Genomic DNA, 26,706 nt, shown 5'->3' with positions numbered 1-26,706 from the left:
TACGTCCTCCCGCGGAGGCGGCGTTCACCGGAGCCGGGCCCGTCCAATGCGCTTTGCTGGCTTCCACGGGGAAACCCGCCCCCTCAGTCGCGGGTCAGCTTGCGATGGGTGACACGGTGCGGCCGGGCCGCCTCGGCGCCGAGGCGCTCGACCTTGTTCTTCTCGTACCCCTCGAAGTTGCCCTCGAACCAGAACCACTGCGCGGGGTTCTCGTCGGTGCCCTCCCAGGCCAGGATGTGCGTCGCGACCCGGTCGAGGAACCACCGGTCGTGCGAAATCACGACGGCGCAGCCGGGGAACTGCTCCAGCGCGTTCTCCAGCGAGCCCAGCGTCTCGACGTCCAGGTCGTTCGTCGGCTCGTCGAGCAGGATCAGGTTGCCGCCCTGCTTGAGCGTCAGCGCCAGGTTGAGCCGGTTGCGCTCACCACCGGAGAGCACGCCCGCCGGCTTCTGCTGGTCCGGGCCCTTGAAGCCGAACGCGCTGACGTACGCGCGCGACGGCATTTCGGTCTGCCCGACGTGGATGTAGTCCAGCTCGTCGGAAACGACCTGCCAGACGGTCTTCTTGGGGTCGATGCCGCCGCGGTTCTGGTCCACATAGGACAGCTTGACCGTCTCGCCGATCTTGACCATGCCGTCGTCCGGCTCCTCGAGCCCGACGATGGTCTTGAACAGCGTGGTCTTGCCGACGCCGTTCGGGCCGATCACGCCGACGATGCCGTTGCGCGGCAGGTCGAAGGACAGGCCGTCGATCAGGACGCGGTCGTCGAAGCCCTTCTTGAGCTTCTCGACCTCGACCACGACGTTGCCCAGCCGCGGGCCCGGCGGGATCTGGATCTCTTCGAAGTCGAGCTTGCGGTGCTTGTCCGCCTCCGCCGCCATCTCCTCGTAGCGGTCGAGCCGCGACCGGGACTTGGTCTGGCGCGCCTTGGCGTTGGACCGCACCCACTCGAGCTCGCTCTTCAGGCGCTTCGCGAGCTTCTGGTCCTTCTTGCCCTGGACCTCGAGGCGCTCGCGCTTCTTCTCCAGGTACGTCGAGTAGTTGCCCTCGTAGCCGACGACGCGGCCGCGGTCGATCTCCATGATCCACTCGGCCACGTTGTCCAGGAAGTACCGGTCGTGGGTGACGGCGAGGACGGCGCCGGCGTAGCGGGAGAGGAACTGCTCGAGCCACAGGACACTTTCGGCGTCCAGGTGGTTGGTGGGCTCGTCGAGCAGCAGCAGGTCGGGCGCCGACAGCAGCAGCTTGCACAGCGCGACGCGGCGGCGTTCCCCACCGGAGAGGTGCGAGACGCCTTCGTCCGGCGGCGGGCAGCGCAGCGCGTCCATGGCCTGCTCGACGGTCGAGTCGAGCTCCCAGGCGTCGGCGTGGTCCAGCTCCTCCTGGAGCTGGCCCATCTCCTCCATCAGCTCGTCGCTGTAGTCGGTCGCCATCAGCTCGGCGATCTCGTTGTAGCGGTCGAGCTTGGTCTTGATGTCGCCGAGGCCCTCCTCGACGTTCTGCCGGACCGTCTTCTCCTCGTTGAGCTCCGGCTCCTGCATGAGGATGCCGACGGAGGCGCCGGGCTGGAGGAAGGCTTCGCCGTTGCTGGCCTGCTCGATCCCCGCCATGATCTTGAGAACGGTGGACTTACCGGCACCGTTCGGCCCGACCACGCCGATCTTGGCGCCGGGGTAGAACGCGGTGCTGACGTCGTCGAGGATGACCTTGTCCCCGACGGTCTTGCGCACCTTCTTCATGGTGTAGATGAACTCGGCCATACCCACGATCGTAGAGCGCACGTGATCGCGACCTGACGCCGGTCACCGTCGGACTACCGAAAGTCAGCCCAGGATCACCGGAAGCGCAGTTTTCGGCGTCCCGGCGAGCCCTCAACCTCAACTGGAACCCGAGGGTCGCTTTCCCTCGGCGAGGTTCTTCAGCATCGCGTTGTAGGCGTTCAGCTCTTCGTCGCCGGTGGCCGCTTCGCGCCGGTCACGCCGCTTCGCCTCGCGCTCGTCCTGACGCGACCACTGCACCAGCAGCGCGATCAGCACCAGCAGCACCGGCACCTCGCCCGCGGCCCAGGCGATGCCCCCGCCGAGCCGCTGGTCGGTGAGCAGGTCGGGGACCCACGGCAGGTGCAGCTGGCTGTAGAAGGCCTGCCCGATGACGGTCTGCTTGCTCATCAGGATCACACCGAAGAACGCGTGGAACGGCATCGCGGCGAACATCATCCCGAGCCGCCCGAGGTACGGGATCCGCCGCGGCGACGGGTCCACGCCGATCACCGGCCAGTAGAAGACGTACCCGGCGAGCAGGAAGTGCCCGTTCATCACCAGGTGCGCCCAGTGGTACGGCAGCGCGCTGTCGAACAGGCCGGAGAAGTACAGCGCGTAGAACGACCCGACGAACAGCAGCAGCGCGACCACGGGGTGGGTCAGGAACCGCGACACCGGCGAGTGCACGAAGGCGACGAGCCACTCGCGCGGCCCGGGCGGGGCGTCCCGGCCCGCGGCCGGCAGCGCGCGCAGCGCCAGTGTCACCGGGCCGCCGAGCGCGAACAGCACCGGCGCCACCATCGACAGCAGCATGTGGTTGCCCATGTGGACGCTGAACATCGCGGGCGAGTACCGGCCGATCCCGGACGACGTCGCGATCAGCAGCACCACGCAGCCGGCGATCCAGACGACCGTGCGGCCCACCGGCCAGGTGTCGCCGCGCTGCAGGAGCCGCCGCACCCCGGCGAGGTACAGGCCGCCGAGCACGAGCGCCAGGGTGCCGTAGACCAGGTCGAAGCGGGTGTCGAAGAGCAGCCGCAACGCCGTCGGCGCGCCGTCGAGGTCGTAGCCGATCAGCAGCTCGGTGGTCGAGGGCTGGGTGACCGCGTCGGCCGGCGGCGGCGTCCTGGCCAGCCCGGAGGCGATGCCGATCGTGACGAACATGATCAGGACCTCGACCGCGGCCAGGCGCAGCAGCTGAGCGCCGCCCTTGCCGCCGACGAGGTTCGCGACGCCCTTTTCGCGCTGCTGGTGGCCGAACACGCCGAGCAGCAGCAGCGCGACCGTCTTGGCCACGACGAGCAGGCCGTAGTCGGTGGTGAACAGGTCGTTCAGGCCGATCCGGACCAGCGCGTTGACCACGCCGGAGAGGGCCATCACGATCCAGCAGACCAGCGCCAGCCTCGAGAACCGCTGCGCGGCCAGGGTCAGGTGGGTCCCGCGGCGGTAGCCCAGCGCCAGCAGCGCGACCAGCCCGCCGACCCACAGCGCGGCGGCGACCAGGTGGAACAGCAGGCTGTTGGTGGCGACGTCGTGCGAGCCGCCGCTGGCCGAGTGCCCGGTGACCGCGACCGGGACCAGCCCGCCGACGGCGAGGAAGAACAGCACCGCCGTCCAGCCCCACGTCAGCGCGAGCCGGCAGCCGAGCGCGACGAGGATCGCGATCAGCGCCGTCCACAGCCACGCCTTGGGCTGTTCGATGGCGCCGACGAGGTCGAGCAGCGTCTGCGGGTCCAGGACGTCCGCGAACGGCTTCCCCGCGGTGTCGGCGGCGGTGAAGGCGACCGAAAGCAGGGCGGCGGCGAACCACACCCAGGCGGCGATCCCCGCCGCGCGCAGGGCGCCGTAGCCGTCGGGCCCGAGCGTCCCGGACTTCTGCGGCGGCACCAGGAAGGCGGCCAGCAGCAGCGATCCGACGCAGATCACCGACGCGGCTTCGGACAGCACGCGCATGACGGTGATGCCGTACTTGGTGACCAGCCCCGGATCGGGCAGGCCGGCGATGGCGTAGCCGGCCCCGCCGGTCAGCGCGATCAGGGCGATCGCGACCACGGCGGCCAGCAGAACCCCGACTGACAGCAGGGGCAGCACGCTCGCCCGGCGCTGCGTGGGGACGTCGGGTTTCGTCACGGGCTCGCTGGACACGCCCCTGAGGGTATGCCCAGCCCCCGTCAGGCCCGCGTGACGGGCAGGATGGCGCCGTGAAGATGATCCTGCTGCGGCACGCCGAGTCGCTCGGCAACGTCGACGAACTGGCCTACACGCGGATCCCCGACCACGCGCTGCCGCTGACCGGCAAGGGACGTCAGGAGGCCGCGGCGGTGGCACCGGAGATCACGCGGCTGCTCGACGGTGAGCGGCCCGCGGTGTACGTCAGCCCGTACCTGCGCACGCGGGAGACGTTGCGGCTGCTGGACATCGAAGCCTCGTGCGAGCGGCTGGTCCAGGAGCCGCGGCTGCGCGAGCAGGACTGGGGCAACCTGCAGGACCCGGCGGAGCAGGAGATCCAGAAGGCGCGCCGCCACGAGTTCGGGCACTTCTTCTACCGGCTGCCGTTCGGCGAGTCGGGCGCGGACGTCGACGACCGCGTCGCGGCGTTCCTCTCGGACCTGCGCCTGCGCGACGAAAGTCACCCGGAGACGGTGCTGGTCGTCTCCCACGGGCTCACGCTGCGGCTGCTGTGCCGCCGGCTCTTCGGCTGGAGCATCGAGCTGTTCGAGTCCCTGTCCAACCCGGCGACCTGCGAATACCGCGTGCTCGAAGAGGCAGGCGGCAAGTGGTCGATGGATCGCCCGTTCGCCCAGTGGCGGGACTCACCCGACGGGGAAACGCAGCTCTAACGGCGCGGTCAGCACGACGCGGGTGCCCTGGCCGGGCGCCGAGTCGATGCGGGCGGCGCCGTCGACCTCGGCCAGCCGCGCGTGGATCGAGTTCTCGATGCCGAACCCGGCGCGGCGGGCGCCGAGGTCGAAGCCCGTCCCGTGGTCGCGCACGGACACCGTGACGCCGCCTTCGCGGGCTTCGAGACACACCACGGCCTTCGTGGTTCTCGCGTGCTTCAACGTGTTTCGCAGTGCTTCGCGCGTTGCGTCGTGAAGCGCGTTGACGACTGCTTCGGGGACGTCGGTGGGCTTCGCGAGCACGACGAGGTCGACGCGGAGACCCTCGGCCGTCATCTCGACCGCCAGCGCGCCGAGGCGGTGTTCGAGCCCGCCCGGCTCGGCGGCCGCGTCGCCGTCGAGGCTGAGCCGCAGCCGCAACGCGTGCGCGCGGGCCGTGCGGCGGACCTGGTCGAGGCTGCCCCGGGGGTCGAGCGTGTCGCCGGGTGCCGGCAGCGCGAGGGACTCCATCACCTGCAGCACGGTGTCGTGGACGTCCCGGCGGTGGCGCTCCCGCTCGGCGGCCCGGCCGCGCTGCTCGCCGAGCCCGAGCGCGAACCGCATCGCCCCGGCGACGAGCAGCACGATCGCCAGCGCCGTCACGGCGGCCGCGACCAGGGCGAGCAGGATCCACGTCGCGGGCGCGGACGTGCCCGACACCGCGGCCATGCCGTACCGCAGCAGCAGTGCACCGGCGATCGCGACCGCCCCGGCTGGCGCGCCGCGCAGCAGGGTCCAGACCATGACGGTGCCCATGATGTTCGGCCAGGCCAGGGTCAGGAGCTCGGGTGACTGCGCCGCGAACCCGGCCGCGGCGAAGCTCACGATGAGCGTGTACGCGGTATCGGCGGCCAGCACCGGCCGGATACCGGTGGTCCGGCGGAAGACCCAGGCCACTTCGAGGAGGTTCGGGACCAGGTAAAGGACGACCGCGAGCCAGAGCACCGGCGCGCTCAGCGGGCCGCCGGACCACACCGCCTGCAGGAACAGCGCGAGCCGCAACGCGACCGGGACCAGCACGAGCCGCGGCACGGCGTCGTGCACGAGCGTGAGCCCCGTCCCGCCGAACCGCCCGCTCCGGCCGGCGAGCGCCCCCGCGCCGCCGAGCAGCACAACCCTCACGACGTCCTCCCCGGACCAAGGCCCCTACCTTGATCAGCCGACCTGAAATTGAAACGTCGCCGTATTCATTTCAGTTTACCGACGGGGATCAGCTTGCCTCGCGCACCAGGAGACTGTCAACGCCCGGGCCGTGGCGCAAACGCCGGTCGCGGCACGGATTTCGTGCCCGGAACGGCTATCGGCCGATCATCGCGTCGGCTTCCTCCCGCCGTCGCGACCGCCGGGCGGCGACGGCAGCGGGCAGGATCAGCGCCGCGACGAGCGCGGCGAAGCCGAACGCGACGTCGTAGCCGGCCGCCTGCGCGATGGCGCCGACGATCGGCGGGCCACCGAGGAACCCGGTGTAGGCGATGGCCGTAACGAAGCCGATTTCGCGCTCGCCGCCGGTGCCGTCACCGCGTTTCCCCGCGTCCCCGGCGAGGCTGAGGGCGAGCGGGAACGACGCCGCGAGGCCGGCGCCGGCGAGCGCGAAGCCGAGGTAGCCCGCGGCGGCGGCCGGGATGGTGGCCGCGGCGAGCAGGCCGGCCGCGGCCAGCGCCGCACCCGCGGCGAGGCAGCGGGTCGGCCCGAACCGGCGTTGCGCTACCGGCCCGGCCAGCCGGGCCAGCGCCATGACCAGCTGGAACCCGGCGAACGCCAGCGCGGCCGCGCCCTGGCCGACTCCGCGTTCGACGGTCATCAGCAGCGCGGACCAGTCCGCGGAAGCGCCCTCGGCGATGGCCGAGCACAGCGCGACCACGGCGAGCAGCCACAGCACCGGTCGGCGGACCGGCGCGCGGGTGGGCGTGACGACGGGCGCTTCGGCGTGCTCGGGCCGGATGCCGGGGACGGCGCGGACGACGAGCAGCAGGATCGCGACGGCGACGACGGCCGCGACGGTGAGGTGGCGGGCCGGGGACCAGCCGTGGCCGGCGGCGAGGCCCGCGGCCAGCGAACCGGCGAGCGCGCCGAAGCTGAAGCCCGCGTGGAACACGGACATGATCGGCTTGCCCAGCCGGCGTTCGACGGCCACGCCGGCGACGTTCATCGCGACGTCGAGCATCCCGACGCTCGCGCCGATCACCAGCAGCGCCCCGGCCAGCAGCGGGACGGTGGGCGCGAAGCCGATCAGCACCAGCGAACCGGCGGCCAGCGCGGTGCTGCCGGCCACGACCGCCCGGGCGCCCGCCCGCTCGATCAGCCGTCCGGACACCGAAGCGGCGGCGAGCATGCCGGCGCTGGCGCCGAGCAGCGCCAGGCCGAAGACGCCCGGTGAGGCGTGCACCTGCGCGGACAGCGCGGGTGTGCGCGAAGCCCACGATCCGAGCGCGAGGCCGTTGAGCGCGAACACGGTGAAGACGGCGGTCCGGTCCTGCATGTCCTTCAGCGTGACTGAAGCGCTTCAGAATGTCCACGGCTAGACTGCGCGGATGACCCGGCGCCGCCGTCCCACGCTCGACGACGTCGCCGACGCTGTCGGGGTTTCGCGGGCCACCGTCTCGAACGCCTACAACCGGCCCGACCAGCTGTCCGCGCGGCTGCGGGACCAGGTGCTGCGAGTGGCGGCCGAGCTGGGCTACGCCGGTCCGGACCCGACCGCGCGCAGCCTCGCGACCAGCCGCACGGGCGCGATCGCCGTCCTGCTCGACACGTCGCTGTCCACGGCGTTTTCCGACCCGGCGCTGTCGCTGACCCTCGACGCGCTGGCTCGCGTGGTCGATCCGCGCGGGCACGCCCTGCTGCTCCTGCCGGGCGGGGCGCACGGCGGACCGCCCGCCGAACGGGTGCTGGGCGCGCAGGCCGACATAGCGGTCGCGTATTCGCTGGCCGACGGCGTCGCGGCGCTGGATGCCGTGCGGACCCGCGGGCTGCCGCTCGTGGTGATCGACCAGCCGCTGGTGCCCGGCGCGGCGCGGGTCGGCTGCCAGGACCGGCTCGGTGCGGCGCTCGCCGCGCGTCACCTGCGGGAACTCGGGCACCGGCGGTTCGGGATCTTCGCCGCGCACAGCCACGTGCGGCCGGGCGGGGGCGCGCTGACCGCCGCGGAGGCCGCGGGCGCGGCGTTCCGCGACACGCGGGAACGGCTGGCCGGCTACCTCGGGGAGCTGGATTCGTGCGAGGTCGTCCTGCACGAGGCCGCCGGGCTGAGCGCGGAGAGCGCGCTGGACGGGGCGTTCGCGCTGCTCGGGGCGGTGCCGCGGCCGACCGCCGTGCTGTGCATGTCCGACCAGCTCGCGCTGGCGGTGCTCGCGGCGGCCCGGCAGCTGGGGATCGCCGTGCCGGGTGAGGTTTCGGTGGCCGGGTTCGACGACAGCCCGCCGGCGTCGTGGTCGTCGCCGCCGCTGACCACGGTGCGGCAGGACCTCGTGGCCAAGGGGCGGATCGCCGGGGAGCTGGTGCTTTCGCTGCTGGACGGTGGCTCGGGGGCGGTCCCGACTGCGGGTTCGGTGTCGGCTGCGGGTTCAATGTCGGCTGCGGGTTCGGTGTCGGCTGCGGGTTCGGCGTCGGCGTCGGCGGAGGTGCCGGTTTCGCTGGTGGTGCGGGGCAGCACGGGGCCCGCCTAACACCGTCCACCCCTTTCCGCAAGGCCCGATCGCGAACCTGTGGACAACCATTCCCGCGCGGGCCGGTTGTCCACAGAATCGAAATTGCGGGCTGACAGATCCCCCGCCGCCCGCCAATCTGGAATCACACGTTCACCGCGGCCCGCAAGAGCCGCGATTCCGGAGGGGAAATCCACCATGTCTGCTCGTCGTCTTCGTTCCCGCCTGCCGCACATCGTGGTCCTGGCCATGATCGGGCTGCTGACCAGCGTCGGAGCCGCTCACGCCAGCACCGATCCCGGGTGTCGCAAGGGCGAGTTCTGCCTGTGGCCGTCCGATAGTTACGGCGGCAAAATCCAGCGTTTCGACCTGCGCACGGCCAACACCGAGGAATGCCTGCCACTGCCCGCGGGATTCGACGGGTCGTCGTTCGCGAATCTGATGACCCGCGATGTCACCGTCTACCAGGACGAGGAATGCTCGACGGAGGGAGATTTCGTCACCTATCCGGGTGGGGGCACGTACGTGCCGAACGCACCGTTCCTGGTCCGCGGCATCCAGATCTGGGAGTGATCCCGTGACCCGGGCCCGCCCGCCGTCCGCTCCAAGGGGGGAGCCGGCTCGCGGCGGCGGCCGGGCCCGACCGGGGCCGCTTCCCCGCGGCGGCCCCACCCCGTGGGCGCGCCTCAGCGGCGGGGCGCGCCCACGGGCCCCGGCAGGCTGTTCCAGGCCGGCCTGGGGGTGATCGCCACCAGGTGAACTCCGGCCGGCCTCGAGCCCCAGGGAGGTCGTCTCCGGGTGGGTGGCCGGCAGCGAGGGCCTTCCGATCTCCAGGTCGCGCTCCGAGGCCTGCTCACGCACGGCTACGCCGGGCAGGAACCGGCCCGACCACGCCCACGACCAGGCGGCCCCTCGTTCGCCGTCTCGGCGGTTGTTCCGCTCTTGCGGCGGAATGACCGGCCGAAATCCGGACAGAGACGGGCCGCCGGGCGGGGGCGCGACAGCGCCTCCACCCCGCCACGGCCGGAACGTCGGAGGGCAGAGCAAGAGCCTTCTGATCTCTGGATAGCAGGTTCGAGCCCACCAGGGAACCCCACCCGGCCCGCGGGCCACAGTCCGCGGCCGATCGAAAGGAGCACACACCGTCGTCGCCCCGTTACAGCCACCCGGGTGCGGGCCGATTCCTCGCCGATCTTCCCGATTACGTCCCACGAGACCTGAAACGATTCGCCGGTGTCGAACGATCGAGAGGATGGCGACGACTAAGCTGCCCGTGCCGGGCGACCGGCACGACCGGCAGCAGGGTCGTCGGCGCGGGCCCTCGTAGCTCAGCTGGATAGAGCAAGAGCCTTCTAATCTCTAGGTCGCAGGTTCGAGTCCTGCCGGGGGCGCCACCAGGGAATACGCCGTGCGCAGCTGCGCACGGCGCCCCCTGGACACGTGACCGGCCCCACTCCCGCGGTTCTTCCCGTGCTCCCACTGTGGACGGTGGCGGCCCGTGCAACCCGGTGGCACGCAGCGCCGGAAGTCGCACCGTGCAAGCGGCCAAGTGGCGCAACGATCCCCCGCCGGGTCCCGGCCGAGACAACCTTGTTACCTGGACGGCGAATCCGCCCGATCGTGCTTCCCCGCGACCGCACGATCACCCCGAGCAACCCCTTCTCGCGCCGGCGCGCAAATCGACACGCCGACCCGATCGAGCAAGACACCACGACGAAGGAGGCGGTGACACCACCGTGGACCACAACGAATCCGGCGGACGGCACCGGCGCCGCCGCGCCAACAGCGTCACCCGTGCAGCCCTGGACGAAGCCCGGCGAGCGGGCCTCGTCCAGCGGCACCTGACGAAGCTGCAGCACCTGACGACCCGGCCCCTGCCCGGGCAGCGGACCGGACCACTTGCGGCACCGGTCCGCCCGGTCCGCGACGGTTCTCCTCCCCTTCCGTCCACAGGGGAGCAACCGGCACACACGGCCGCACCGGCACCCACCTCGGAGACAGCGGCATGACCCGGCAGCCAGCCACTGTGGACGGACCTCGCGGTTCACGCCGGCGCCTCGGCTCAGCCGGGTTCGCCTGGGTCCCCCGTCACGTCGACCGTGATGCGCCGGCCGTGGGGCGCCGGGTCGACGGACGACCGGTGCGGCCACGACGCGACGATGATTTCGGCCGTGCCCGAGGTCCGTGAGATGGCCGGCCGGCAGGTCGGAGCCGAGCACGGTCACGAGTGCGCCCTTGCCGACGGTGAGCGAGCCGCCGGCCGGGCCGGCGGTCACTGCGGGCTCGCCGATCCGCGGGGTGGTCACTCCCCCTTGCCCCCGCCATGGCGCTGGCGGCGGACACCGTGACGGTGGCCGTGGCCGCGTAGCGCGGCAGGTTCGCCGGCGTGGGGGCCACGGCCGGCACTCCGGGTGGCGGAGGGGGCTGCCGGGCCGGTGGCCACAGCAACACCTGCAGCTCGGGCGGCTTCAGCCTGGACGGCCACCGCCTCGCGGTCGCGAGCCACGACGGCACGGCCGCCCTCGGACGATCACCGATCCGCGCGGCCCTGCGCTCCAAGCGACGCTCCCCGGCCACCTGGACCACGTCGGCTCGGTCGGGTCCGGTCCGACGGCCGCACCGTCATCACCGCGGGCACCGGCGCCACCGCCCGGCTGGGACACCGACGCGGCGGCGGTCGCCTCGGGGGTCTGCGCCGTCACCCAGCCGCCGATCGCCGGCGCCTGGTGGGCGAACCACCTCACCGGCGTCCCGTGCGCGCCAACCGTTGCCACGAGGCCGTTCGACCGTGGCTGTGGTCGGATTGGTCACGAACGGCACGGCACCTCGTGCGCGACGGAGGTGCGGTCCGCCGTGCGCCGGCGAACCGCACCTCTCCCTGCGTGGCCGTGCGGTTACGCGGCCTTGCCGCGGCCGGTCTCGTCGGCCGCTTCGGCGACGAGGGAGCCGTCCGTCGTCTCGTAGCGGCTGGCGAACAGGGCCGGGTGTGCCGACCGGATGCCCTCGACCACCAGCTCGTACGGGAAGTCGTCGAAGTCGCCGTAGTCGTGCAGGAACTCCATGTACCTGCGGCCCTTGCTGTCGTACGGGTGCGACATGCTGTCCGCCGTTCCGTCGAACTCCAGGGGGGTGAGGCCGTACAGCCGGCACAGCAGCTTGTTGAACACCGGCGTGGCGCGGACCCACTTGCCGTCCAGGTACACCGAGTTCAGCGCGTGGAAGCGGAACACGTCGCCGCCCACCAGCTCGCGCAGCCTCGGAGAAGCCAGGTGGTTGCGGACGTCCGTCAGCGCGATGCGGCTCGGGACGCCCGCCGCTCGGCAGACCGCCGCGTACACGATCGACTTGTGCACGCAGAAACCGCGGCCACGGCTGATGATCGCGCTGGCTTTGAGGCCGGTGCGGCTCAGAGCCGCGCCGTAGACCTCGTAGTGCAGCTTGTCGCGGACCGCGTAGTACAGTGCGACCGCCTTCTCGGTCTGGGTGCGCTCGACGTCGCCGAGCGCCTGCTTGACGAACTCCTGCACGACCGGGTGGTCGTAGTCGAGGAACTGCGTGACCCCGAGCAGGTCTTGCGGAGGCGTCTCGGCCGCCATGTCGTCCTTCTTCCGGTTCCGGCGCTGGTCAGCGCACTCCGAGCATTCTGGCGACCTTGTCCCGCTGGACCTCCGACGTGCCCGAATAGATCGTGCCGCCGGTGGCGTCGCGCAGTTCCTTCTCGATCCCGAACTCGCTGAGGTAGCCGCGACCGCCGAAGATCTGCACGGCGTTGGTCGCGGACCGGACGTTGGCCTCGCTGGCCAGCACCTTCGCCATGGCCACGTCGACCATCACGTCCTCGCCGGCCTCGAACCGCCGCGCGGTGTCGTAGAACCAGTTGCGGGTGGTCTCCAGGTCGATCTTCATCTCCACGATCTTGGCCGCGATCAGCTGGCAGGACGCGATCGGCGCCCCGAACTGCTTGCGGGTCTTCGCGTAGTCGATGCTCTGCTCCAGGCGGAACTCCATGGCACCCAGGCTGATCGCGAAGGACAGGAGCACCTCCCACTTCATCACGTAGTCGAGCAGCAGGAAGCCCTTGCCCCGGCGGCCGACCATGTTCGCCGCGGGCACCACGCAGTCGGTGAACGTCAGGTTCCCCAGTGGCGACGTGCGCAGGCCCATCTTGTCGATCGGCGGCCCGGCCTCGAACCCCGGCGTGCCCCGCTCGACGGCGAACACGCTGATGCCGAGCGGGCCGGTGCCCGGCGACGTCCGGGCATACACCAGGACGACGTCGGCGACGGGGCCGTTGGTGATGAAGAACTTCCGGCCGTTGAGGACGTAGTCGTCGCCGCGGAGCTCCGCCGTGGTCTGCATGGCGGCGGCGTCGGAGCCGCCGTCCGGCTCGGTGATCGCGTGCGCGCAGATCACCGAGCCGTCGACCACCCGCGGCAGGAACCGGTCCTTGACCTCCTGGCTCCCGAACCGCTGGATCGGCACGCCGGTGCTGACCAGCTGGGTCGAGATGGAGAAGTTCAGCCCGCCGTCGCGGCAGTGGTAGCCGAGGCCCTCCAGCGCGTACATGGTGGTCGGCAGGTCGTGCCCGCCGCCGCCGTGCTCGGTGCCGAAGGGCAGGCCGAACAGCCCCGAGGCGCCGATCTCCGGCCAGAGCCCGCCGGCGAACTCCGCCTCGCGGTCGCGGCGGAGGTGGTCGGCGCCCCACGCCTGGAAGGCTTCGGCGTAGCCGTCCCGCAGCGCCCGCTGCTTGTCGGTCCACTGCTGCATCGGGGGAGCTCCGGCTCAGTAGTTGGAGTAGTCGGACTCGAGGTCGTGCGTTTCGTCGCCGATCAGGGCCGGCGTGAACATGCAGACCAGCACCAGGTCCTCGTGCGGCGACGCGATCAGGTGGTGCGGGTCGTGCTTGTCGAGGGCGTAGAGCGTGCCGACCTCGATGACGTGCTCGTCACCCGCGGAGTCGATGACCTTGCCGCTGCCGGCGATGCAGTAGCACGCCTCGAGGTGGTTCTTGTACTCCAGCGCCGAGTCGCTGCCGGCCCGCACGACGGTATGGGTGACGGTGTAGCCCATGCCGTCGCGCAACGTGAGGAAACGGTGGCTCAAGCCGTTGCCCCACTCCACGCCTTCGGTCTCGGAAAGTTTGCGGATGATCACTGTTCAGGCCGCCTTTCCCAAATAGTCCACATCGGACTGACCGGCCGCCGAGTGCAGCTCGACGAACCGGGTGATCGAGGTGAGGGAGGTGAAGTCCTGCTCGACGATCTCGACCTCTTCCATCGGGATCTCGAACGTGGCCTCCAGCCAGGTGACCACGCGCAGCAGGCCCAGGCTGTCGATCACGCCGTTGGCGCGCAGGTCGTAGTCGGCCTCCAGCTCCTCCGGGGCGACGCCCGGCAGGAACTCGTCGAGGACGTACTGCTTGATCCGGTCGGCACTGCTCATGTCAGCTCCCGTTCAACAGGTCTCGGATGACGGCTTTGCGGTCGGTCTTGCCCGTCGACGTCGTCGGCAGCGGGTCGTCGACCACGCGGATCGTGGTGGGCAGCGCGGCCCGTGCCAGCCGCTCACGGCAGAACTGCCGCAGCGCGAGCACCCCGAGCGGCTCGGTCGTGTCGCGGCGGACGACCGCGTGGATGACGAGCCCCGCGACGTCGTCGGGCACCGCGACCACCGCCGCGCCGGCGATCCGCTCGTGCCCGAGCAGGACCTGCTCGATCTCGTCGAGGTTGACCCGCACGCCGCGGACCTTGACCTGCGAGTCGTTGCGCCCCACGAGGGTGAACACGCCGTCGGCGTCGCGGTGGACGAGGTCACCCGAGCGGAAGTAGACACGGCCGTCGGCGCGTTCGACGAACTTGTCCGCACCGCCGCCGACGGCGTACCCGGCCGTCTGGAACGGCGTCGACACGAGCAGCTCACCAGTGGCCGGGCCGTCGACGACTTCGCCGTCGGCGTCGATTACGAGCGCGGCGACGCCGGGCAGCGGACGGCCGATCGGCAGCGGGCCCGCGGCGGTCAGGTCGCCGGTGATCTCGTGGATGAAGCTGTCGTTGGTCTCGGTGGCGCCGTAGATGTTGTAGAACCGGGCGTTCGGGAACAGCCGCGGCAGCTCCGGGAGCAGCTTCGCCGGCATCTTGTCGCCCGTCACGATCACGTGGGTCACCGTCTCGAACGGCTCGCCGTCGTAGGCGTCGGCCAGGAGCCGGTAGAGCATCGGGACGGACTGGACGACCTCGACGGACTCGGTGCGGATCAGCTCGGCGAGGTGCTTGCCGTTGGTCGCCCGCTCGGGCTCGACCAGCACCGTCGTCCCGCCGGCCTTGAACGTCGCACGCAGGTCGAGCAGGCACAGGTCGAAGTTGAACGGCGCGTAGTTCAGCACCACGGTGCCCGGCCGGAGGCGGAACTTCGTGACCGCCCACTCGGTGAACCGTTCCACCGCCATAAAACTCAGCGGCACCACCTTCGGCAGCCCGGTGGAGCCGGACGTCGTGAAGATGAACGACGTCGCGTCGGGGCTGACGTCGGGACCGGTGATGCCGTCGAGCCCGGCGAGGTCGCCGTCCGGCGGGACGGCCGTGGTGTCGATCTTGTGCACCCGCAGCCCACCGACGCCCGCGCCGGGCTCCGTGGTCAGCACGTCGGTGCAGTCCGCCTTCTCCAGCAGCTCTTCCAACGCCGTCGCACCGAGCTCGGTGGAGGGCAGCATGAACGGACGGCGCGCGAGCAGGCAGGCGACGATCAGCGCGACGGTGCGCGGGGTCTTCGCGGCGTGCAGCGCGACGCGGGCGTCCGACGGCAGCTGCAGCGCCGTGAGCCCGTTGTAGGCGGACATCGTCATGGCGCACAGTTCGGCGTACGACACCCGGTCGCCGCCCATCACCAGCGCGGTCGACTCCGGCCGGTTGCGGGCGAAGTCGGCCAGACAGCCGAGCAGCGAACGCGAGTACGGCACAATGGTCTCCAACCCAGCCGGGCGCGCGGCGACCACCGTCGCGCGCCAACCAGTCACCCCAGATCCCCCACGAGAAGTCCACATCGGACTCCCGCGGCGCCCGGCCCGAGCACCGCATGAACATCACCGTAGCTTCGGGCCGGAGCGACTGGCTTCTCGCGCAGTGCGGCTCCGCTCGGCTCAACGCAGTCCCGCGTGGACCGTCCGACCAGGACTCCCACCGCCGCAACCGCGCGGTTCCCCGGGCAGCGGCCGGCGACATGCCGAACGGGGCCGTTGCCCGCTCAGGCGGACAACGGCCCCGTGCTCCTCTTTCCGGATCAGGCGGCGCGGTCGGCGGCGCCGCCACGTGCCGCGCTCGCGTCGTGGCGCGGGCTGTTCTGGTACGCGGCCAGCCGCCACTCGCCGTCGTGCTTGACGACCAGCCAGGATGCCCTGATCGCGCTGCTCTCCGAGACCTCGGTCTCGCCCGGCTCCAGCACGCCGCCGTGGCTCAGCAGGATCGCGACGTCCGGTCCGAGCGTCCGGATGCTGATCGGCTTGCCGACGACCTGGGTGCCCTTGTAGCGGCCCTCGAACGCGTCGGCGAAGTAGGAGCGGACCTCCTCCTTGCCGTTGCAGAACACGCCGGGCAGGATCAGGGTGCCGTCCTCGACGAACAGGCCGGCGATCGTGTCCGCCTCCCCGTAAGCCCACCCGGCCACCATGCGCTGGGTCAGCGCGGCGATCGCGGCTGCGTCCGAATCGGTGGTCATACTGGAATTCCTCTCTGGTGGTCGACGAACCGGATCAGATGTAGAGGGTGTTGGGTTCGAGCCCGCACAGCACCCGGCCGTAGAGCTCGGCGTTGGTGTTCGGGTGCATGAGCGCGTGCTGGTTGACCGCCTGGATGTCGCGGTTGATCCGCTGGATCGGGATCCCGCTGTAGATGGAGGAGCCGCCACTCGCCGTGGCGTAGATGTCGATCGCCTCCTTGGCCAGCCGGACGGTGGCGCCCACGTCGGCACGCGACCTGGCGCGCTCCTCCAGCTTCCACTCGGTGCCCTCTTCCGCCTTGGTGTCGACCAGCTTCGCGAGGCGCTGCGCGTGGAACTCCGCCTCGTCGGTCTTGTTCGCCGCCTCGGCCACCTGGAAGTGGGTGATCGGCGCGTCGCGCTGGCTCTCGTAGGCGGTGTAGGTGATCTTGCGCTCCGGCATCCGGCTCATGAACGCGTGCTGGGCGCCCTTCGCCATGCCGACCAGCGTGCCGACCGACGCCGCGGAAGCCACCGGCAGCAGCGGCGCGCGGTAGACCGGCGACGACGCGTTGCGCTTGGAGGCGATCTGGCCCTGCAGCACGGCCGGCAGCGGCAGGACGCGCTCCGCCGGGATGAACAGGTCCCGCGCCACCGTGCTGACGCTGCCGGTGCCCCGCAGGCCCGACGTGTGCCAGTCGTCGATGACCAACAGCTCCGACAGCGGCACCAGCGCCATCACCGGGTACGGCTCGCCGTCCGGCGGGACCAGGATGGCGATGATCTCCTGCCACTGCGCGTGGTGCGCGCCGCTGATGAAGCCCCACTTGCCGTTCACGAGGATGCCGCCGTCGACCGGCTTGGCCATCGCCGACGGGCTGAGCGTCCCGCACACCCGCACGTCCGGCGTCGAGAACACCTCGTCCTGCACCTGGTCGGGGAACTGGCAGGCCATCCAGGTCGGGATCCAGTACACCGACGCCACCCACGAGGTCGAGCCGCAACCCTGACCGAGCGCGGTGCCGACCTCGAACAGCGTCTGGCTGTCCACTTCGTACCCGCCGTAGTGCTTGGGCCGGCGGAACTTGAACACACCGGCGTCGGCGAGCGCCTCGATGGACTCGTCGTGCAGCCTGCGGTTCTCCTCGGCCCAGGACGCGTGCTTACGCAGGAGCGGAATCAGATCCGACGCCTTGCGCACGAGTTCCTCGCGCGCGGGGATCGTGGTAGCCAAGATATCCTCCAAGCAACGGAAGCGGACGGGAACGAACACCTGGTCGCGCGAGGCTCGGCCGGCATCCGCGGGTCTTCGGTTCGAGCCTCTCCCGGGCGGGGTGGCCTGGGCGTCTCCGGATTTGCGGTTTCCCGCTGGCGCACTGGATCCGCGAGTCAGTGGGGGTCTTCGATACCGAACCGCGCCTTGGCGAGCTCACGGTTGGCCATGGTGTTCATCGCGACGGCGATGCCGGCGTGGCTCTGCAGCGTGGACATGTCCCGCCACACCCGTTCGATGCGCTGACCCTTGCTCACCGAGCTCGAACCGGCGGTCGGGAACACGTGCTGCTCGACCGCGGCCCAGCTCAGGCGGATCACCTCGCGGCACATCGTGGCGATGCGCCAGTCCTGCTCAGCGGTGAACGCCTGCGGCCCCTCGGCGCACAGGTCCTGCCACCGGGACACCGTTCCGGCGACGGCGGCCTCCGCGGTCGCCACCTTGCCGGTGGCTTCTCCGTACCAGCGCTGGAAGTCCGGGTCCTCCGCACGGCGGACGATCGGCGGGAACATGGTGGTGCGGGTGCGCATCAGGTCCTCGTACTCGTCCAGCGCACCCTGGGCCATCCCGACCGCGAGGCACGCCGCCTCGAGGAAGGCGAAGCTGACCGGGCCGCCGCCGTACTGCGGGTTGATGTGCAGCCGCACGCCGGGCGTGTCCTGGGTGACCTGGTACTGGCTCTGGTGGATCGGCAGCGTCCGGTCGTCGGGGACGTGCGCGTTCTCGATCACCAGGCTGTGCGAGCCACTGCCCTTGAGGCCGAGCTGGCGGCCCCAGTCGTCGAGCCGGCGGAACTGGTCGCTCGACACGACGAACAGCAGCACCTCCGGCTCGTCGCCCTCCTCCGGCGCGACCAGCGTGTGGCCGATGAAGTGGGTGGCGTACGGCGCGCCGGAGCAGTAGCCCCACGTGCCGTTGACGATCCAGCCGCCGTCGGGGTGGCGCTCCGCGGTGCCGTTCGGCAGCACCGTCGACGGTGCGATGAAGTCACCGACGGAGAAGATCTCTTCCTGCACCCGCTCCGGGAACACGGTCGCGGCGAACACCGCGTGCACCGCGCCGAGGCAGTACATCCACCCGGTCGACGGGCAGCCCCGCGCGAGCGTCCGCACGACCTTGAAGAACGTGTCGACGCCGAACTCGTAGCCGCCGTACCGGCGAGGCACCAGGATCCGGTAGAAGCCGGCCTTCGAGAAAGCCTCGTGGACGTCCGCCGCGTAGTAGGTCCGGTCCTCGACCTCGGCCTGCCGCGGGACCAGCGTCGGGGCGATCGTCTCTGCCCGCGCGATCACGTCCGCCGGGGTGAGATCGGGTTCCGGCGGCAGCGGATATCCGTTGGCAGGATTAATCGCCGATACTGTCATCGCTGCGCGATCCTTTTCTCGAGGGGCAACACTGTGCGAAATTCGTCCACTCGTGGGCGCATCAACTCCCGTCTGGGATCATCACATTCACCCGGTACCGGCCGCATCTCCCCGATTGCCGGTGTGCGCGTCCGGCCACGACAGGAGAAGCCCCCGCCGGTCGGCCGACGGGGGCTTCTCCTGTTCCGGACGGCTACGCGGCGGCCCGGCCGTCGTCCGGCGGCTTGATCGGGACGACGGTGGCCGCGAGCTCCTTCGCCTTCTTCTCCCTGTCGCGTTTGGACACCGAGAAGCGCCGCATGATCGGGCGCTCGATCAGCGAGTACTGCAGCCACGCGACGAACAGCGTGACCACGAAGATCGCCGCCATTTCGACGAGCGCGCCGCCAAGGGTCGTCGCGGGGCCGAACACCGTCATGTAGCCGTACCACAGCAGCAGGCTGTGCCACATGTAGAAGGCGAACGACACGTCACCGAGCCAGACCATCGGCCTGCTGGCGAGCCAGCTCTTCTTGCCCTCCGCGTCCGCCTTGGCCGTCGCGGCGATCAGCAGGCCGAGCGGCACGACCATCAGCGCCACCAGCCCGAAGGTGTGCGGCACGAACTGCGACGCGACGTAGGCGACGGCGACCAGCACGGCCGCGCCGGCCCGCCCGAGCGGAAGCCGTTGCCCGGTCAGGACGATGCGGGCCAGCAGGATGCCGACGGTGAAGTCCAGCATGCGCGGCAGCGGAGCCTGGTAGATGCTCCAGATTTCCATGTCGGTCACGTCGGAGTAGGGCAGCAGCGGCGCCGACGGGAACAGCATGGCCAGGAACGGGATCGTGAAGATGACCGCCACCAGGGCGCCGACCCAGGTCCACAGCCGAGCCGGCCGGATCTTGTCGATCCACCGCATCACCAGCGGGAAGGAGATGTAGAACAGCAGCTCGCAGGACAGCGACCACGCCACGCCGTTGTAGTTGCCCCGGACGTTCATGTCCGGCACCCACGACTGGATCAGGAAGATGTTGAGGACCGCGTCCCGTCCGTTGAGGACGACGCCGTCCACGAACGCCAGCAGCAGGGCCGCGGCGATGAAGGTGGTCAGGTGGTTGGGGAAGATCTTGAAGATCCGCCTGCGCCAGAAGGCGCGCGTCGTGTCGGACGGCCGGGACGACCAGGCCAGCACGAAACCGCTCAGCAGGAAGAAGAAGCCCACGCCGAGGAAGCCCGCCTGCCACAGGACCTTGTTCATCGTGTCCTGCACACCGGGGTACATGCCGATGAACCCGGTGTGGAAGGCGAAGACCATGAACGCGGCGAGGAACCGCATGCCCGTCAGCGAGCGCAGTTGCGCCGGCCGGGATCCGGTGCGTAACGCCCCCGCCCCACCCTTCGTCGTTCTGTCCATCTGGCGTGTCTCCATTTCTCACGAACTGTCCGTCGCCGATTAGTCACGCGCTGCCAAGTTGTGTTACGCTGTGACTCGTCGGCGTCTGGTTGGTGAACCGCCAACCCACGAATCCGGCGTTGTGCGAAATGCCAACGCGACAGACAACATTTCGATGTCTTGTGCATTCTTCCTCGCGGCTTTGCCCGCCGACCTCTTCCAGCGTGCTCCGTGGCTGCCCGTTTCCCACTCGTACTGGAGCGCCGCTGGACCGCGCCCGGATCCGCACGGTGGAAGACCCACCCGCGCACCGGCGTGGTGATGATGGGTGCGTCGCCTGACGGGCTCGCGTGTCGAAGGACCCCCGCTCCCCGAGGCGGCCGGGACGCCGTGTCGGTCTGCTCCCGGGTTCTCGAACTAGGAGGTCGGATGAAGGCAACGGTCATTCCGGAAGTGAACGCCGAGTGGGTGATCCAGGACGTGCCGACCCCCGCACCGGGCCCCGGCGAGGTGCTGATCAGGGTGCGGGCGTCCGGGCTGTGCGGCAACGACATCGCCGCCTCCAAGGGGTACATCCCGTTCCCGGCCATCTCCCCGGCCATCCCCGGCCACGAACCGGTCGGCGAGATCGTGGAAACCGGCGCGGGCGTCACGTCCCGCGCGGTCGGCGACCGCGTCGGCGTCACCTGGATCCGGGGCACCTGCGGGCGGTGCGACTACTGCCGGCTCGGCAGGCCGGTGAGCGGCACGGCCGCACTCCTGTGCGCCGCGCCCATCTCGACCGGCTTCACCGTCCAAGGCGGCCAGGCCGAGTACATGGTCGTGGCCGCGGACCAGACCGTCCGCATCCCCGACGCACTGAGCGACGTGCTGGCCGCGCCGGTGCTCTGCGCCGGCTACACCAGCTGGTCGGCCATCCGCGCGGCCGAGGTGAAGCCGCACGAGCGGATCGCCGTGGCCGGCATCGGCGCGCTCGGCCACCTCGCCGTGCAGTACGCGAAGGCGTGCGGCTTCGAGACCGTCGCGATCACGACGTCGCCGGACAAGCACGACCTCGCCCGCGACCTCGGCGCGGACCTGGTCGTCGCCGACGGCCGGCAGCTGCAGGAGGCAGGCGGGGCCGACGTCATCATCGCGACGAACCCGTCCCACGTCGCCGCGGCGGAGTCGCTCGCCGGGCTCCGGGTCGGCGGCAGGCTGGTGCTCGCCGGCATCGACGGGCAGAACGCGTTCGCCATTCCCAGCGCGGCGACGCACCCGTTCTTCGCGCTGGACCAGAAGGTGCTCGGCGCGACGCACAACGGCCCCGAGTTCCTGCGGGAGGCGCTCGACATCGCCGCCACGGGCAAGGTCACCCCGCTCGTGGAGACCTTCGCCAAGGAGGACATCGCCGAGGCCGTCGAGAAGGTCAGCAAGGGCGAGGTGCGCTTCCGCGCCGTCATCCAGTACTGAGCCGACACAAAAGGCCGGGTCACCTCGCTCGAGGTGACCCGGCCTTCGTGTGCGGTGGGTCAGGCGGCTTCCGGCAGATCCCTCGGCCGGGCGCCGGTCGGCGGCGCGGTGTCGAGCCAGGACGGGCCCGGCGCCGGAGTGCGGAACGCGTGGCGCAGCACCCGGCGGACGGTCCCCGGCTTGAACAACGCCTCCGGCGGGTCGATCAGGCCGGCCACCCGCATGAACGCCTCGGTCACCTTCGGGTCCTTGGTCGCCGCGTACTGCAGCCGTGCCATGTAGGCGTTGGCGATCTTGACCTTGGCGGGCCGGGGTCCCTCGACGCCGGGGTAGGACAGGTCGCCGCCGACGGAGATGTCCCACGGCGCGTCGATGACCTTCGAGATGGCGGCGAAGAACGGCAGCGGCGCGACGTCGCCGGAACGCAGCAGCTCCCGCAGCGCCAGCACCTCGAGCGCGGCGACGGTCATGCCCTGGCCGTAGACCGGGTTGAAGCTGCAGAACGCGTCGCCGAGGACGAGCAGGCCGGCCGGGAACCGCGTCAGCCGCTCGTAGCGGCGGCGCACGCTCGCCGGGAACCGGAAGCTCACCGGATCCTCCAGTGCGGGCGCGTCCCGCACCGCGTCGTAGACGTCGGGCACCGGCAGCGTGCGCGCGAACTCCAGGAAGCCCTCCGGGTCGGTCGGCGGGTGGTCGCCGAGGATCCCGGTCAGCGACAGGACGCAGACACCGCCGCCGAGCTGGCCGAAGAAGGCGCCGCGGGGATGTGCCGGCGAGGCCACCGGGACGATCGACTGCGCGCCGTCGAACGGCTCGGGGCCGACGCGGTAGTGGCGCGTGGTGTAGGCGAGGCCGACCTTGACCCGCTCCTCCTCCGGGCGTTCGTAGCCGAGTTCGTCGAGCCAGGCCGGGGTGCGCGAGCCGCGGCCGGTGGTGTCGACGACCACGTCCGCGTCGAGCACGACCTCGGTGTCGTCGGCCTGCCGGCGCACCACGACACCGGTGACCCGCCGGTGGTCGCCGGTGGTCACCAGGCGGAGGATGTCGTGCTCCTCGAGGTAGGTGACGTTCGGCAGCGCCGCGACCCGGGTGCGCACGTGGTTCTCGAGCACCGGCCGGGACGGGGCCACCGTCACGAGCCCGGTGTCGGCCGGCTTCACGCGCCTGCCGTTGAAGATCCACCGGATCCGGCCGAGGTCGGTGGTGAACGCGCCGGCCGCCACGACCTCGTCGGTGAGGCCGGGGAACAGGTCCTCGAGGATCAGGTGGCCCCTGGCGTGCAGCCCGTGGGCGTGGTGGGCGTGCGGCGCACCCTTGCGGGCCACCCGCACGCCGAGCAGCTTGTCCCGGTCGACGACCACGACGTCCTGATAGGACTCGGCCAGCACGCGCGCCGCGAGCGTGCCGGCGATGCTGCCACCGAGGACGACCGCACGGACCCCAGCTTGCGAGTTCATCGTGTTTCCTTTCTGCGTCACGATGCAGCCGAAGCTCACCGCGTTGGTCCGCATGCTCCGGCCGTCGGCTCGGGGCGAATCGCCGTCAGGCCGCCGAGGCGTCCTCGGCCTTGGCAGTCACGCTCTGGACGAGCGCCGCGAGGTTCGGGTCGTCCTCGAACAGGTCGCCGACATCGATCCAGACGTCGAGCTCCTCCTCGATCCGGGAGGCGATCCGGACCGCGGAGATGGACTCGCCGCCCAGCTCGAAGAAGGTGGCGTCCTCCTGCCCGTCCGGCACGGTGAGCGCAGCCCGCCAGATCTCCTCGACCTTCTGCGCGATATTGCTGCTCATGCACTGCCTCCCACTGTCCTGCCGATCGCGTCAACCGTCCCGAAGGGACAGTGACTCGAGGAACGGAGCCGACGGACTCACTGCTCCATCGTCGCTTCAGCCCGCTGTGGACCTCTTCTCGCGCTGTGCTGAACCGCCGCGGCGCCGCCGGCAACGCACGACAGCGGCGGCGGGCTGCCGTTGTGGCAACCCGCCGCCGCTGTTCGCTGGAACCGTGAAAACTGTCAGGACTGTCAGGATTCGGCCGGTGCGGCCTCGGTCGGTGCGGCATCGGCCGGTGCGGCTTCCGCCTGGCCGAACGGGGGCACGTGCCGCATCCGGATACCGACGAAGGCCGCGGCCCCGAGGAGCACGACGATGCCGATGGTGGCCACCGTGTTCAGCCCGGTCACGAACGCCTCCCTGGCCGGCGCCATCAGGGCGGCAGCGGCTTCCGGGGAGAGCCCGGCCGCCGACGCGGCCGCTCCGGAGACGCTGTCACCGGCCTCGGCGGCCGTGCCGGCCGGCAGTCCGGGTGGCAGCGCGACCGCGGCCCGGTAGACCGCGGCGCCGATGGTGCCGTAGATGGCCAGGCCCAGCGTCGAGCCGAACTCGTTGGCCATCTGGGCGAGGGAACCCGCCGACCCGGCCTGCTCCGGCGGAGCCGAGCCGACGATCAGGTTGGCGCCGAGCCCCGGCATCGCCACACCGACCAGCGACGACGCCGCGAACGCGATGATCAGCGGCCAGTTCCCGGAGTTCGCGTCGACCTGGGTCATGGTGACGAACGCCATGGCCGCGGCGATCATGCCGCCCGCCATCACGTAGGAGGGCCGGAACCGCGCGGCCAGCTTGGGCATCACCTGGAAGCCGATCGCACCGGTGACCATGCCGGGCACCAGCGCGGCGCCGGCCTGGACCGACGAAAGGCCGCCGACCAGCTGGAAGTACAGCAGCATCAGCATCAGCAGACCGCCACCGAAGCTGGTGTAGCAGAGCATGCCGACGATGCTGCCGCCGATGGTGCGGTTGCGGAGCAGGCGCATGTCCAGCAGCGGGCTCTCGATGCGGTTCTGCCTGCGGACGAACGCGATGCCGAACCCGATGCCGATCAGCAGCGACGCGGCGGGGAACAGCTCGAGGCCCTCCTTGGCCAGTTCCTTGATGCCGTAGATCGTCGGCAGCAACGCGAGCAGGGAGAGCACCACACTGGTCGGATCGATCTTGCCTGCCGCCGGGTTCTTGAACTCGGGCAGCAGCTTCGGACCGACGATCACCAGCGCCAGCATGATCGGCACGCCGAGCAGGAACACCGAGCCCCACCAGAAGTGGGCCAGCATGACCCCGCCGATGACCGGGCCGAAGATCGCGCCGAGGGTGAAGGTCGCCGCCCAGATGCCGAACGCGGTGGCCATCTGCTTCGGGTTCGTGAACAGCGTGGCGATCAGCGCCATCGTCGACGGCATCAGCGTCGCACCGGCGACGCCCAGCACTGCCCGCGCCACGATCAGGGTCTCCGGGTTGGGCGCGTACGCGCACGCGACCGACCCGATCCCGAACGCCAGCGAACCGATGATCAGCAGCTTGCGGCGGCCGATGCGGTCGCCGAGCGTGCCCATCGTGACGAGGAAGCCGGCCAGCACGAAGCCGTAGATGTCGGTGATCCACAGCTGCTGGTTCGCGCCTGCGTGCAGATCCGACGCCAGATGCGGCAGTGCGAGCAGCAGGACGAACAAGTCGATGGCCACGATGAAAGTGGGCAAGGCCAGCACTGCCAGCCCGAGCCACTCCCTCCTCCCGGCCTTTGTCGGTGCGTCATCAAGGGCGGTCACTTTGCTGATCCCTTCATTTTGCTGATGATCGTGGCCACTCACGAGCACGATCGCTTCCGTGTCCACTTCGTTGCGCTTCGTGCACTTACTGCCACAGAGTCCTCTCTGCCGGCGCACGGGAGCATCTTTCAAGTTGCGCTCCCCGTCCCCGACCGGTTGACGGCGTGGTGCCGGATGGTCGCCGAAACACGCAGGGGCCGGCCAGGAACGTCCCGGCCGGCCCCTGCGTGGTCACCTCAGCTGTCCAGGAGGAAACAGGTCGTCGGGCGCAGGCCCGGTCCGACGCAGTGGGCGTTGTAGTCGGTCAGCAGCTCCTGGGCGATGGAGTCCGCCCTGGTCAACCGCTCCCACGGGTTGGCGTTCTTCTCGAGGATGTCGTCGACGGCACGCATCAGCGACTGCTGGATCCCCGCGAAGCCACCGACCAGCGGGCTCTGTCCACCCGAGACGGACGTGGTCGCGTTGATCTGCTCGACGGTCGCCAGGTGCTGCGGGTGGTCCTTGTAGTACCCCTCGGCCTTCAGCTCCTGGTAGGCGCCGTTGGTCACCGGGGAGGAGCCGTAGGCCCGGTGCCATTCGGCGCCGTTCTTCGGGTTGTCGACGAACTGCGTGAACGCGAGTGCGCCGTCCCGGGTCGCGTCGTCGAGACCGGCGGCGAGGTACATGCCTTCACCACCGAGCCACGCGCCCGCGTACGGCACCTGCTTGGCCGGCGAGGGAGCGACCACGAACTCGAAGTTCGCCGCCTTCGCCGCGTCGACGCCGTAGTTGATCGCGAACGACGAGGTCACCGTGAACGCCACCTCCTGCGAGGCGAACGCCCCGAAGGTGCCGGACCAGTCCTCCATCTGTCCGGAGTAGAGGAAGTTCCCGTCGCGGTACATCTGCTGCCACCACGTGGCGTAGTCGACGAGGGCGGGCGAGTTGAGGGCGACGGTCGTCGCCCGCCCGGAGCGCCCGTTGTCGTGGTTGGCGAAGTTCACCCCCTGCTGCGCCAGCGCCTGCATGTAGAGCTTGCCCTCGTTCGCCAGGGCCATACAGCTCTTCGGGCCGCCGGGGAGCTTCTTGAGCGCCGCGCACGCCGCGCTCATCTCGGCGTAGGTGCGCGGAATCGTCTTGACACCAGCCTTGTCCAGCAGCGTCTTGTTGACGTACAGCTGCAGCGTCGAAAGGCTCAGCGGCATGGCGAACATGTCGCCCGCCCTGCTGTAGTACCGGCGGCCGGCCGGCACCAGGTCGTCGACGACGACCGGCTCACCGAGGATCTTCTTGCGGCCGGCGATCGCCTTGCCGACCGGCGTGAACGCCGGCTTGCCGTTCTGGTCGAGCGTGTCCAGCGCGAACTGCGTGCCGGAGATGTTGTAGGAGGCGATGGCGGGCGTCTCCCCCGCCAGCGCCGCCTTCTCCACGTCCTCCGGCAATCGCTGGTAGTAGGCGAACTTCACGTTCACCTGGTACTGCGGGTGCGCCTGCTCGAACTCCTTGCCGCGCTTGATCAGCGTGGTGTCGAGGCCGGGGAAGTCGTAGATGGAGAACAGGGTGTTGATGACGATCTTCCGGGCGCTCGCCGGCGCGCCGGCAGCGGCCCCGGACGCGCCCAGGACAAGCGAAGCAACTGCGGCGAGCGAGGCCGCGACAAGTAACCGACTTCGGCGCATCATTTCCTCCAGT

General features: G+C 70.6%; 21 protein-coding genes and 1 tRNA gene. 5 read left to right on the top strand and 17 right to left on the bottom strand.

Annotation, left to right across the window (positions count from 1 at the left end; all coding sequences use genetic code 11):
* Positions 1 to 83 precede the first annotated feature (83 nt).
* Together ettA and AB0M93_RS32075 are read right to left on the bottom strand one after the other, a co-directional pair.
* Entirely contained in the window at positions 84 to 1,760 is a 1,677-nt protein-coding gene (gene ettA, locus AB0M93_RS32080) for an energy-dependent translational throttle protein EttA (RefSeq protein ID WP_364280276.1), read from the bottom strand.
* A gap of 117 nt (positions 1,761 to 1,877) precedes the next feature.
* Complete coding sequence (locus AB0M93_RS32075; protein WP_364280273.1) at positions 1,878 to 3,905, bottom strand: cytochrome c oxidase assembly protein; 2,028 nt, start codon at positions 3,903 to 3,905, stop codon at positions 1,878 to 1,880.
* A 56-nt stretch (positions 3,906 to 3,961) separates the two neighbouring features.
* On the opposite strand from AB0M93_RS32075, the gene AB0M93_RS32070 reads away from it, so the two are divergent.
* A complete protein-coding gene (locus AB0M93_RS32070; protein ID WP_364280270.1) occupies positions 3,962 to 4,600 on the top strand; it encodes a histidine phosphatase family protein in 639 nt (212 codons plus the stop codon).
* Here AB0M93_RS32070 and AB0M93_RS32065 read toward each other — a convergent pair.
* Together AB0M93_RS32065 and AB0M93_RS32060 are read right to left on the bottom strand one after the other, a co-directional pair.
* Positions 4,574 to 5,761, bottom strand: a complete 1,188-nt coding sequence (locus AB0M93_RS32065) for an ATP-binding protein (protein WP_364280266.1) — start codon at positions 5,759 to 5,761, stop codon at positions 4,574 to 4,576. The genes AB0M93_RS32070 and AB0M93_RS32065 overlap by 27 nt on opposite strands.
* Before the next feature lie 175 nt (positions 5,762 to 5,936).
* Positions 5,937 to 7,118 carry an MFS transporter gene (locus AB0M93_RS32060; protein ID WP_364280263.1) on the bottom strand — a complete coding sequence of 394 codons (1,182 nt, stop codon included), beginning with the start codon at positions 7,116 to 7,118 and terminating at the stop codon, positions 5,937 to 5,939.
* A gap of 52 nt (positions 7,119 to 7,170) precedes the next feature.
* On the opposite strand from AB0M93_RS32060, the gene AB0M93_RS32055 reads away from it, so the two are divergent.
* The 3 genes from AB0M93_RS32055 (at position 7,171) to AB0M93_RS32045 (ending at position 9,677) form a co-directional block, all read left to right on the top strand.
* Positions 7,171 to 8,304: a substrate-binding domain-containing protein gene (locus tag AB0M93_RS32055; protein WP_364280260.1), complete on the top strand. Its 1,134-nt coding sequence runs from the start codon at positions 7,171 to 7,173 to the stop codon at positions 8,302 to 8,304.
* Between the two features lie 177 nt (positions 8,305 to 8,481).
* The gene (locus AB0M93_RS32050) at positions 8,482 to 8,856 is read left to right on the top strand and encodes a peptidase inhibitor family I36 protein (protein WP_364280257.1); all 375 of its coding nucleotides are present in this window, start codon (positions 8,482 to 8,484) and stop codon (positions 8,854 to 8,856) included.
* Between the two features lie 744 nt (positions 8,857 to 9,600).
* Positions 9,601 to 9,677, top strand: a tRNA-Arg gene (locus AB0M93_RS32045).
* 1,500 nt (positions 9,678 to 11,177) lie between these two features.
* Here the strand turns inward: AB0M93_RS32045 and AB0M93_RS32040 are convergent.
* From AB0M93_RS32040 to AB0M93_RS32000, 9 genes are all read right to left on the bottom strand, one after another.
* Positions 11,178 to 11,879, bottom strand: coding sequence for a transglutaminase-like domain-containing protein (locus tag AB0M93_RS32040; protein ID WP_364280254.1), 702 nt, complete (start codon positions 11,877 to 11,879; stop codon positions 11,178 to 11,180).
* 28 nt (positions 11,880 to 11,907) lie between these two features.
* Positions 11,908 to 13,050, bottom strand: a complete 1,143-nt coding sequence (locus AB0M93_RS32035) for an acyl-CoA dehydrogenase family protein (protein WP_364280251.1) — start codon at positions 13,048 to 13,050, stop codon at positions 11,908 to 11,910.
* Between the two features lie 15 nt (positions 13,051 to 13,065).
* Positions 13,066 to 13,437 carry an ectoine synthase gene (locus AB0M93_RS32030; RefSeq protein ID WP_364280248.1) on the bottom strand — a complete coding sequence of 124 codons (372 nt, stop codon included), beginning with the start codon at positions 13,435 to 13,437 and terminating at the stop codon, positions 13,066 to 13,068.
* 3 nt (positions 13,438 to 13,440) lie between these two features.
* A complete protein-coding gene (locus AB0M93_RS32025) occupies positions 13,441 to 13,725 on the bottom strand; it encodes an acyl carrier protein (protein ID WP_364280246.1) in 285 nt (94 codons plus the stop codon).
* 1 nt (position 13,726) lies between these two features.
* Positions 13,727 to 15,295: an AMP-binding protein gene (locus AB0M93_RS32020; RefSeq protein ID WP_364280243.1), complete on the bottom strand. Its 1,569-nt coding sequence runs from the start codon at positions 15,293 to 15,295 to the stop codon at positions 13,727 to 13,729.
* 263 nt (positions 15,296 to 15,558) lie between these two features.
* Entirely contained in the window at positions 15,559 to 15,993 is a 435-nt protein-coding gene (locus AB0M93_RS32015; protein ID WP_364280240.1) for an SgcJ/EcaC family oxidoreductase, read from the bottom strand.
* Positions 15,994 to 16,027: 34 nt separating this feature from the next.
* Entirely contained in the window at positions 16,028 to 17,209 is a 1,182-nt protein-coding gene (locus AB0M93_RS32010) for an acyl-CoA dehydrogenase (protein WP_364280461.1), read from the bottom strand.
* Between the two features lie 152 nt (positions 17,210 to 17,361).
* Positions 17,362 to 18,609 (bottom strand): acyl-CoA dehydrogenase family protein, encoded by a 1,248-nt coding sequence (locus tag AB0M93_RS32005; RefSeq protein ID WP_364280237.1) that lies wholly within the window; start codon positions 18,607 to 18,609, stop codon positions 17,362 to 17,364.
* A gap of 193 nt (positions 18,610 to 18,802) precedes the next feature.
* On the bottom strand, positions 18,803 to 20,002 hold the full coding sequence (locus tag AB0M93_RS32000; RefSeq protein ID WP_364280234.1) for an acyltransferase: 1,200 nt from the start codon (positions 20,000 to 20,002) through the stop codon (positions 18,803 to 18,805).
* 408 nt (positions 20,003 to 20,410) lie between these two features.
* On the opposite strand from AB0M93_RS32000, the gene AB0M93_RS31995 reads away from it, so the two are divergent.
* Positions 20,411 to 21,433, top strand: a complete 1,023-nt coding sequence (locus AB0M93_RS31995) for an alcohol dehydrogenase catalytic domain-containing protein (protein WP_364280231.1) — start codon at positions 20,411 to 20,413, stop codon at positions 21,431 to 21,433.
* A gap of 59 nt (positions 21,434 to 21,492) precedes the next feature.
* On the opposite strand, the gene AB0M93_RS31990 is transcribed toward AB0M93_RS31995, so the two are convergent.
* The 4 genes from AB0M93_RS31990 to AB0M93_RS31975 form a co-directional block, all read right to left on the bottom strand.
* Positions 21,493 to 22,890, bottom strand: a complete 1,398-nt coding sequence (locus AB0M93_RS31990) for an FAD-dependent oxidoreductase (RefSeq protein WP_364280228.1) — start codon at positions 22,888 to 22,890, stop codon at positions 21,493 to 21,495.
* 85 nt (positions 22,891 to 22,975) lie between these two features.
* A complete protein-coding gene (locus AB0M93_RS31985) occupies positions 22,976 to 23,224 on the bottom strand; it encodes a phosphopantetheine-binding protein (protein WP_364280225.1) in 249 nt (82 codons plus the stop codon).
* A gap of 233 nt (positions 23,225 to 23,457) precedes the next feature.
* Complete coding sequence (locus AB0M93_RS31980; RefSeq protein WP_364280222.1) at positions 23,458 to 24,951, bottom strand: MFS transporter; 1,494 nt, start codon at positions 24,949 to 24,951, stop codon at positions 23,458 to 23,460.
* 320 nt (positions 24,952 to 25,271) lie between these two features.
* Complete coding sequence (locus AB0M93_RS31975; RefSeq protein WP_364280219.1) at positions 25,272 to 26,693, bottom strand: extracellular solute-binding protein; 1,422 nt, start codon at positions 26,691 to 26,693, stop codon at positions 25,272 to 25,274.
* Positions 26,694 to 26,706: the final 13 nt, after the last annotated feature.

The organism is Amycolatopsis sp. NPDC051102, assembly GCF_040682815.1.
Classification (GTDB): Bacteria; Actinomycetota; Actinomycetes; order Mycobacteriales; family Pseudonocardiaceae; genus Amycolatopsis.
The sequence above is the reverse complement of the archived record's forward strand: the minus strand, read 5'-3'. Positions and strand labels throughout refer to the sequence as shown.

What these genes read in the sequence shown, in the direction of transcription:
- ettA (WP_364280276.1), bottom strand. Translation starts at nt 1,760, where the DNA reads ATGGCCGAGTTCATCTACACCATGAAGAAGGTGCGCAAGACCGTCGGG.
- AB0M93_RS32060 (WP_364280263.1), bottom strand. Translation starts at nt 7,118, where the DNA reads ATGCAGGACCGGACCGCCGTCTTCACCGTGTTCGCGCTCAACGGCCTC.
- AB0M93_RS32055 (WP_364280260.1), top strand. Translation starts at nt 7,171, where the DNA reads ATGACCCGGCGCCGCCGTCCCACGCTCGACGACGTCGCCGACGCTGTC.
- AB0M93_RS32050 (WP_364280257.1), top strand. Translation starts at nt 8,482, where the DNA reads ATGTCTGCTCGTCGTCTTCGTTCCCGCCTGCCGCACATCGTGGTCCTG.
- AB0M93_RS32040 (WP_364280254.1), bottom strand. Translation starts at nt 11,879, where the DNA reads ATGGCGGCCGAGACGCCTCCGCAAGACCTGCTCGGGGTCACGCAGTTC.
- AB0M93_RS32035 (WP_364280251.1), bottom strand. Translation starts at nt 13,050, where the DNA reads ATGCAGCAGTGGACCGACAAGCAGCGGGCGCTGCGGGACGGCTACGCC.
- AB0M93_RS32025 (WP_364280246.1), bottom strand. Translation starts at nt 13,725, where the DNA reads ATGAGCAGTGCCGACCGGATCAAGCAGTACGTCCTCGACGAGTTCCTG.
- AB0M93_RS32015 (WP_364280240.1), bottom strand. Translation starts at nt 15,993, where the DNA reads ATGACCACCGATTCGGACGCAGCCGCGATCGCCGCGCTGACCCAGCGC.
- AB0M93_RS32005 (WP_364280237.1), bottom strand. Translation starts at nt 18,609, where the DNA reads ATGACAGTATCGGCGATTAATCCTGCCAACGGATATCCGCTGCCGCCG.
- AB0M93_RS32000 (WP_364280234.1), bottom strand. Translation starts at nt 20,002, where the DNA reads ATGGACAGAACGACGAAGGGTGGGGCGGGGGCGTTACGCACCGGATCC.
- AB0M93_RS31995 (WP_364280231.1), top strand. Translation starts at nt 20,411, where the DNA reads ATGAAGGCAACGGTCATTCCGGAAGTGAACGCCGAGTGGGTGATCCAG.
- AB0M93_RS31990 (WP_364280228.1), bottom strand. Translation starts at nt 22,890, where the DNA reads ATGAACTCGCAAGCTGGGGTCCGTGCGGTCGTCCTCGGTGGCAGCATC.
- AB0M93_RS31985 (WP_364280225.1), bottom strand. Translation starts at nt 23,224, where the DNA reads ATGAGCAGCAATATCGCGCAGAAGGTCGAGGAGATCTGGCGGGCTGCG.
- AB0M93_RS31975 (WP_364280219.1), bottom strand. Translation starts at nt 26,693, where the DNA reads ATGCGCCGAAGTCGGTTACTTGTCGCGGCCTCGCTCGCCGCAGTTGCT.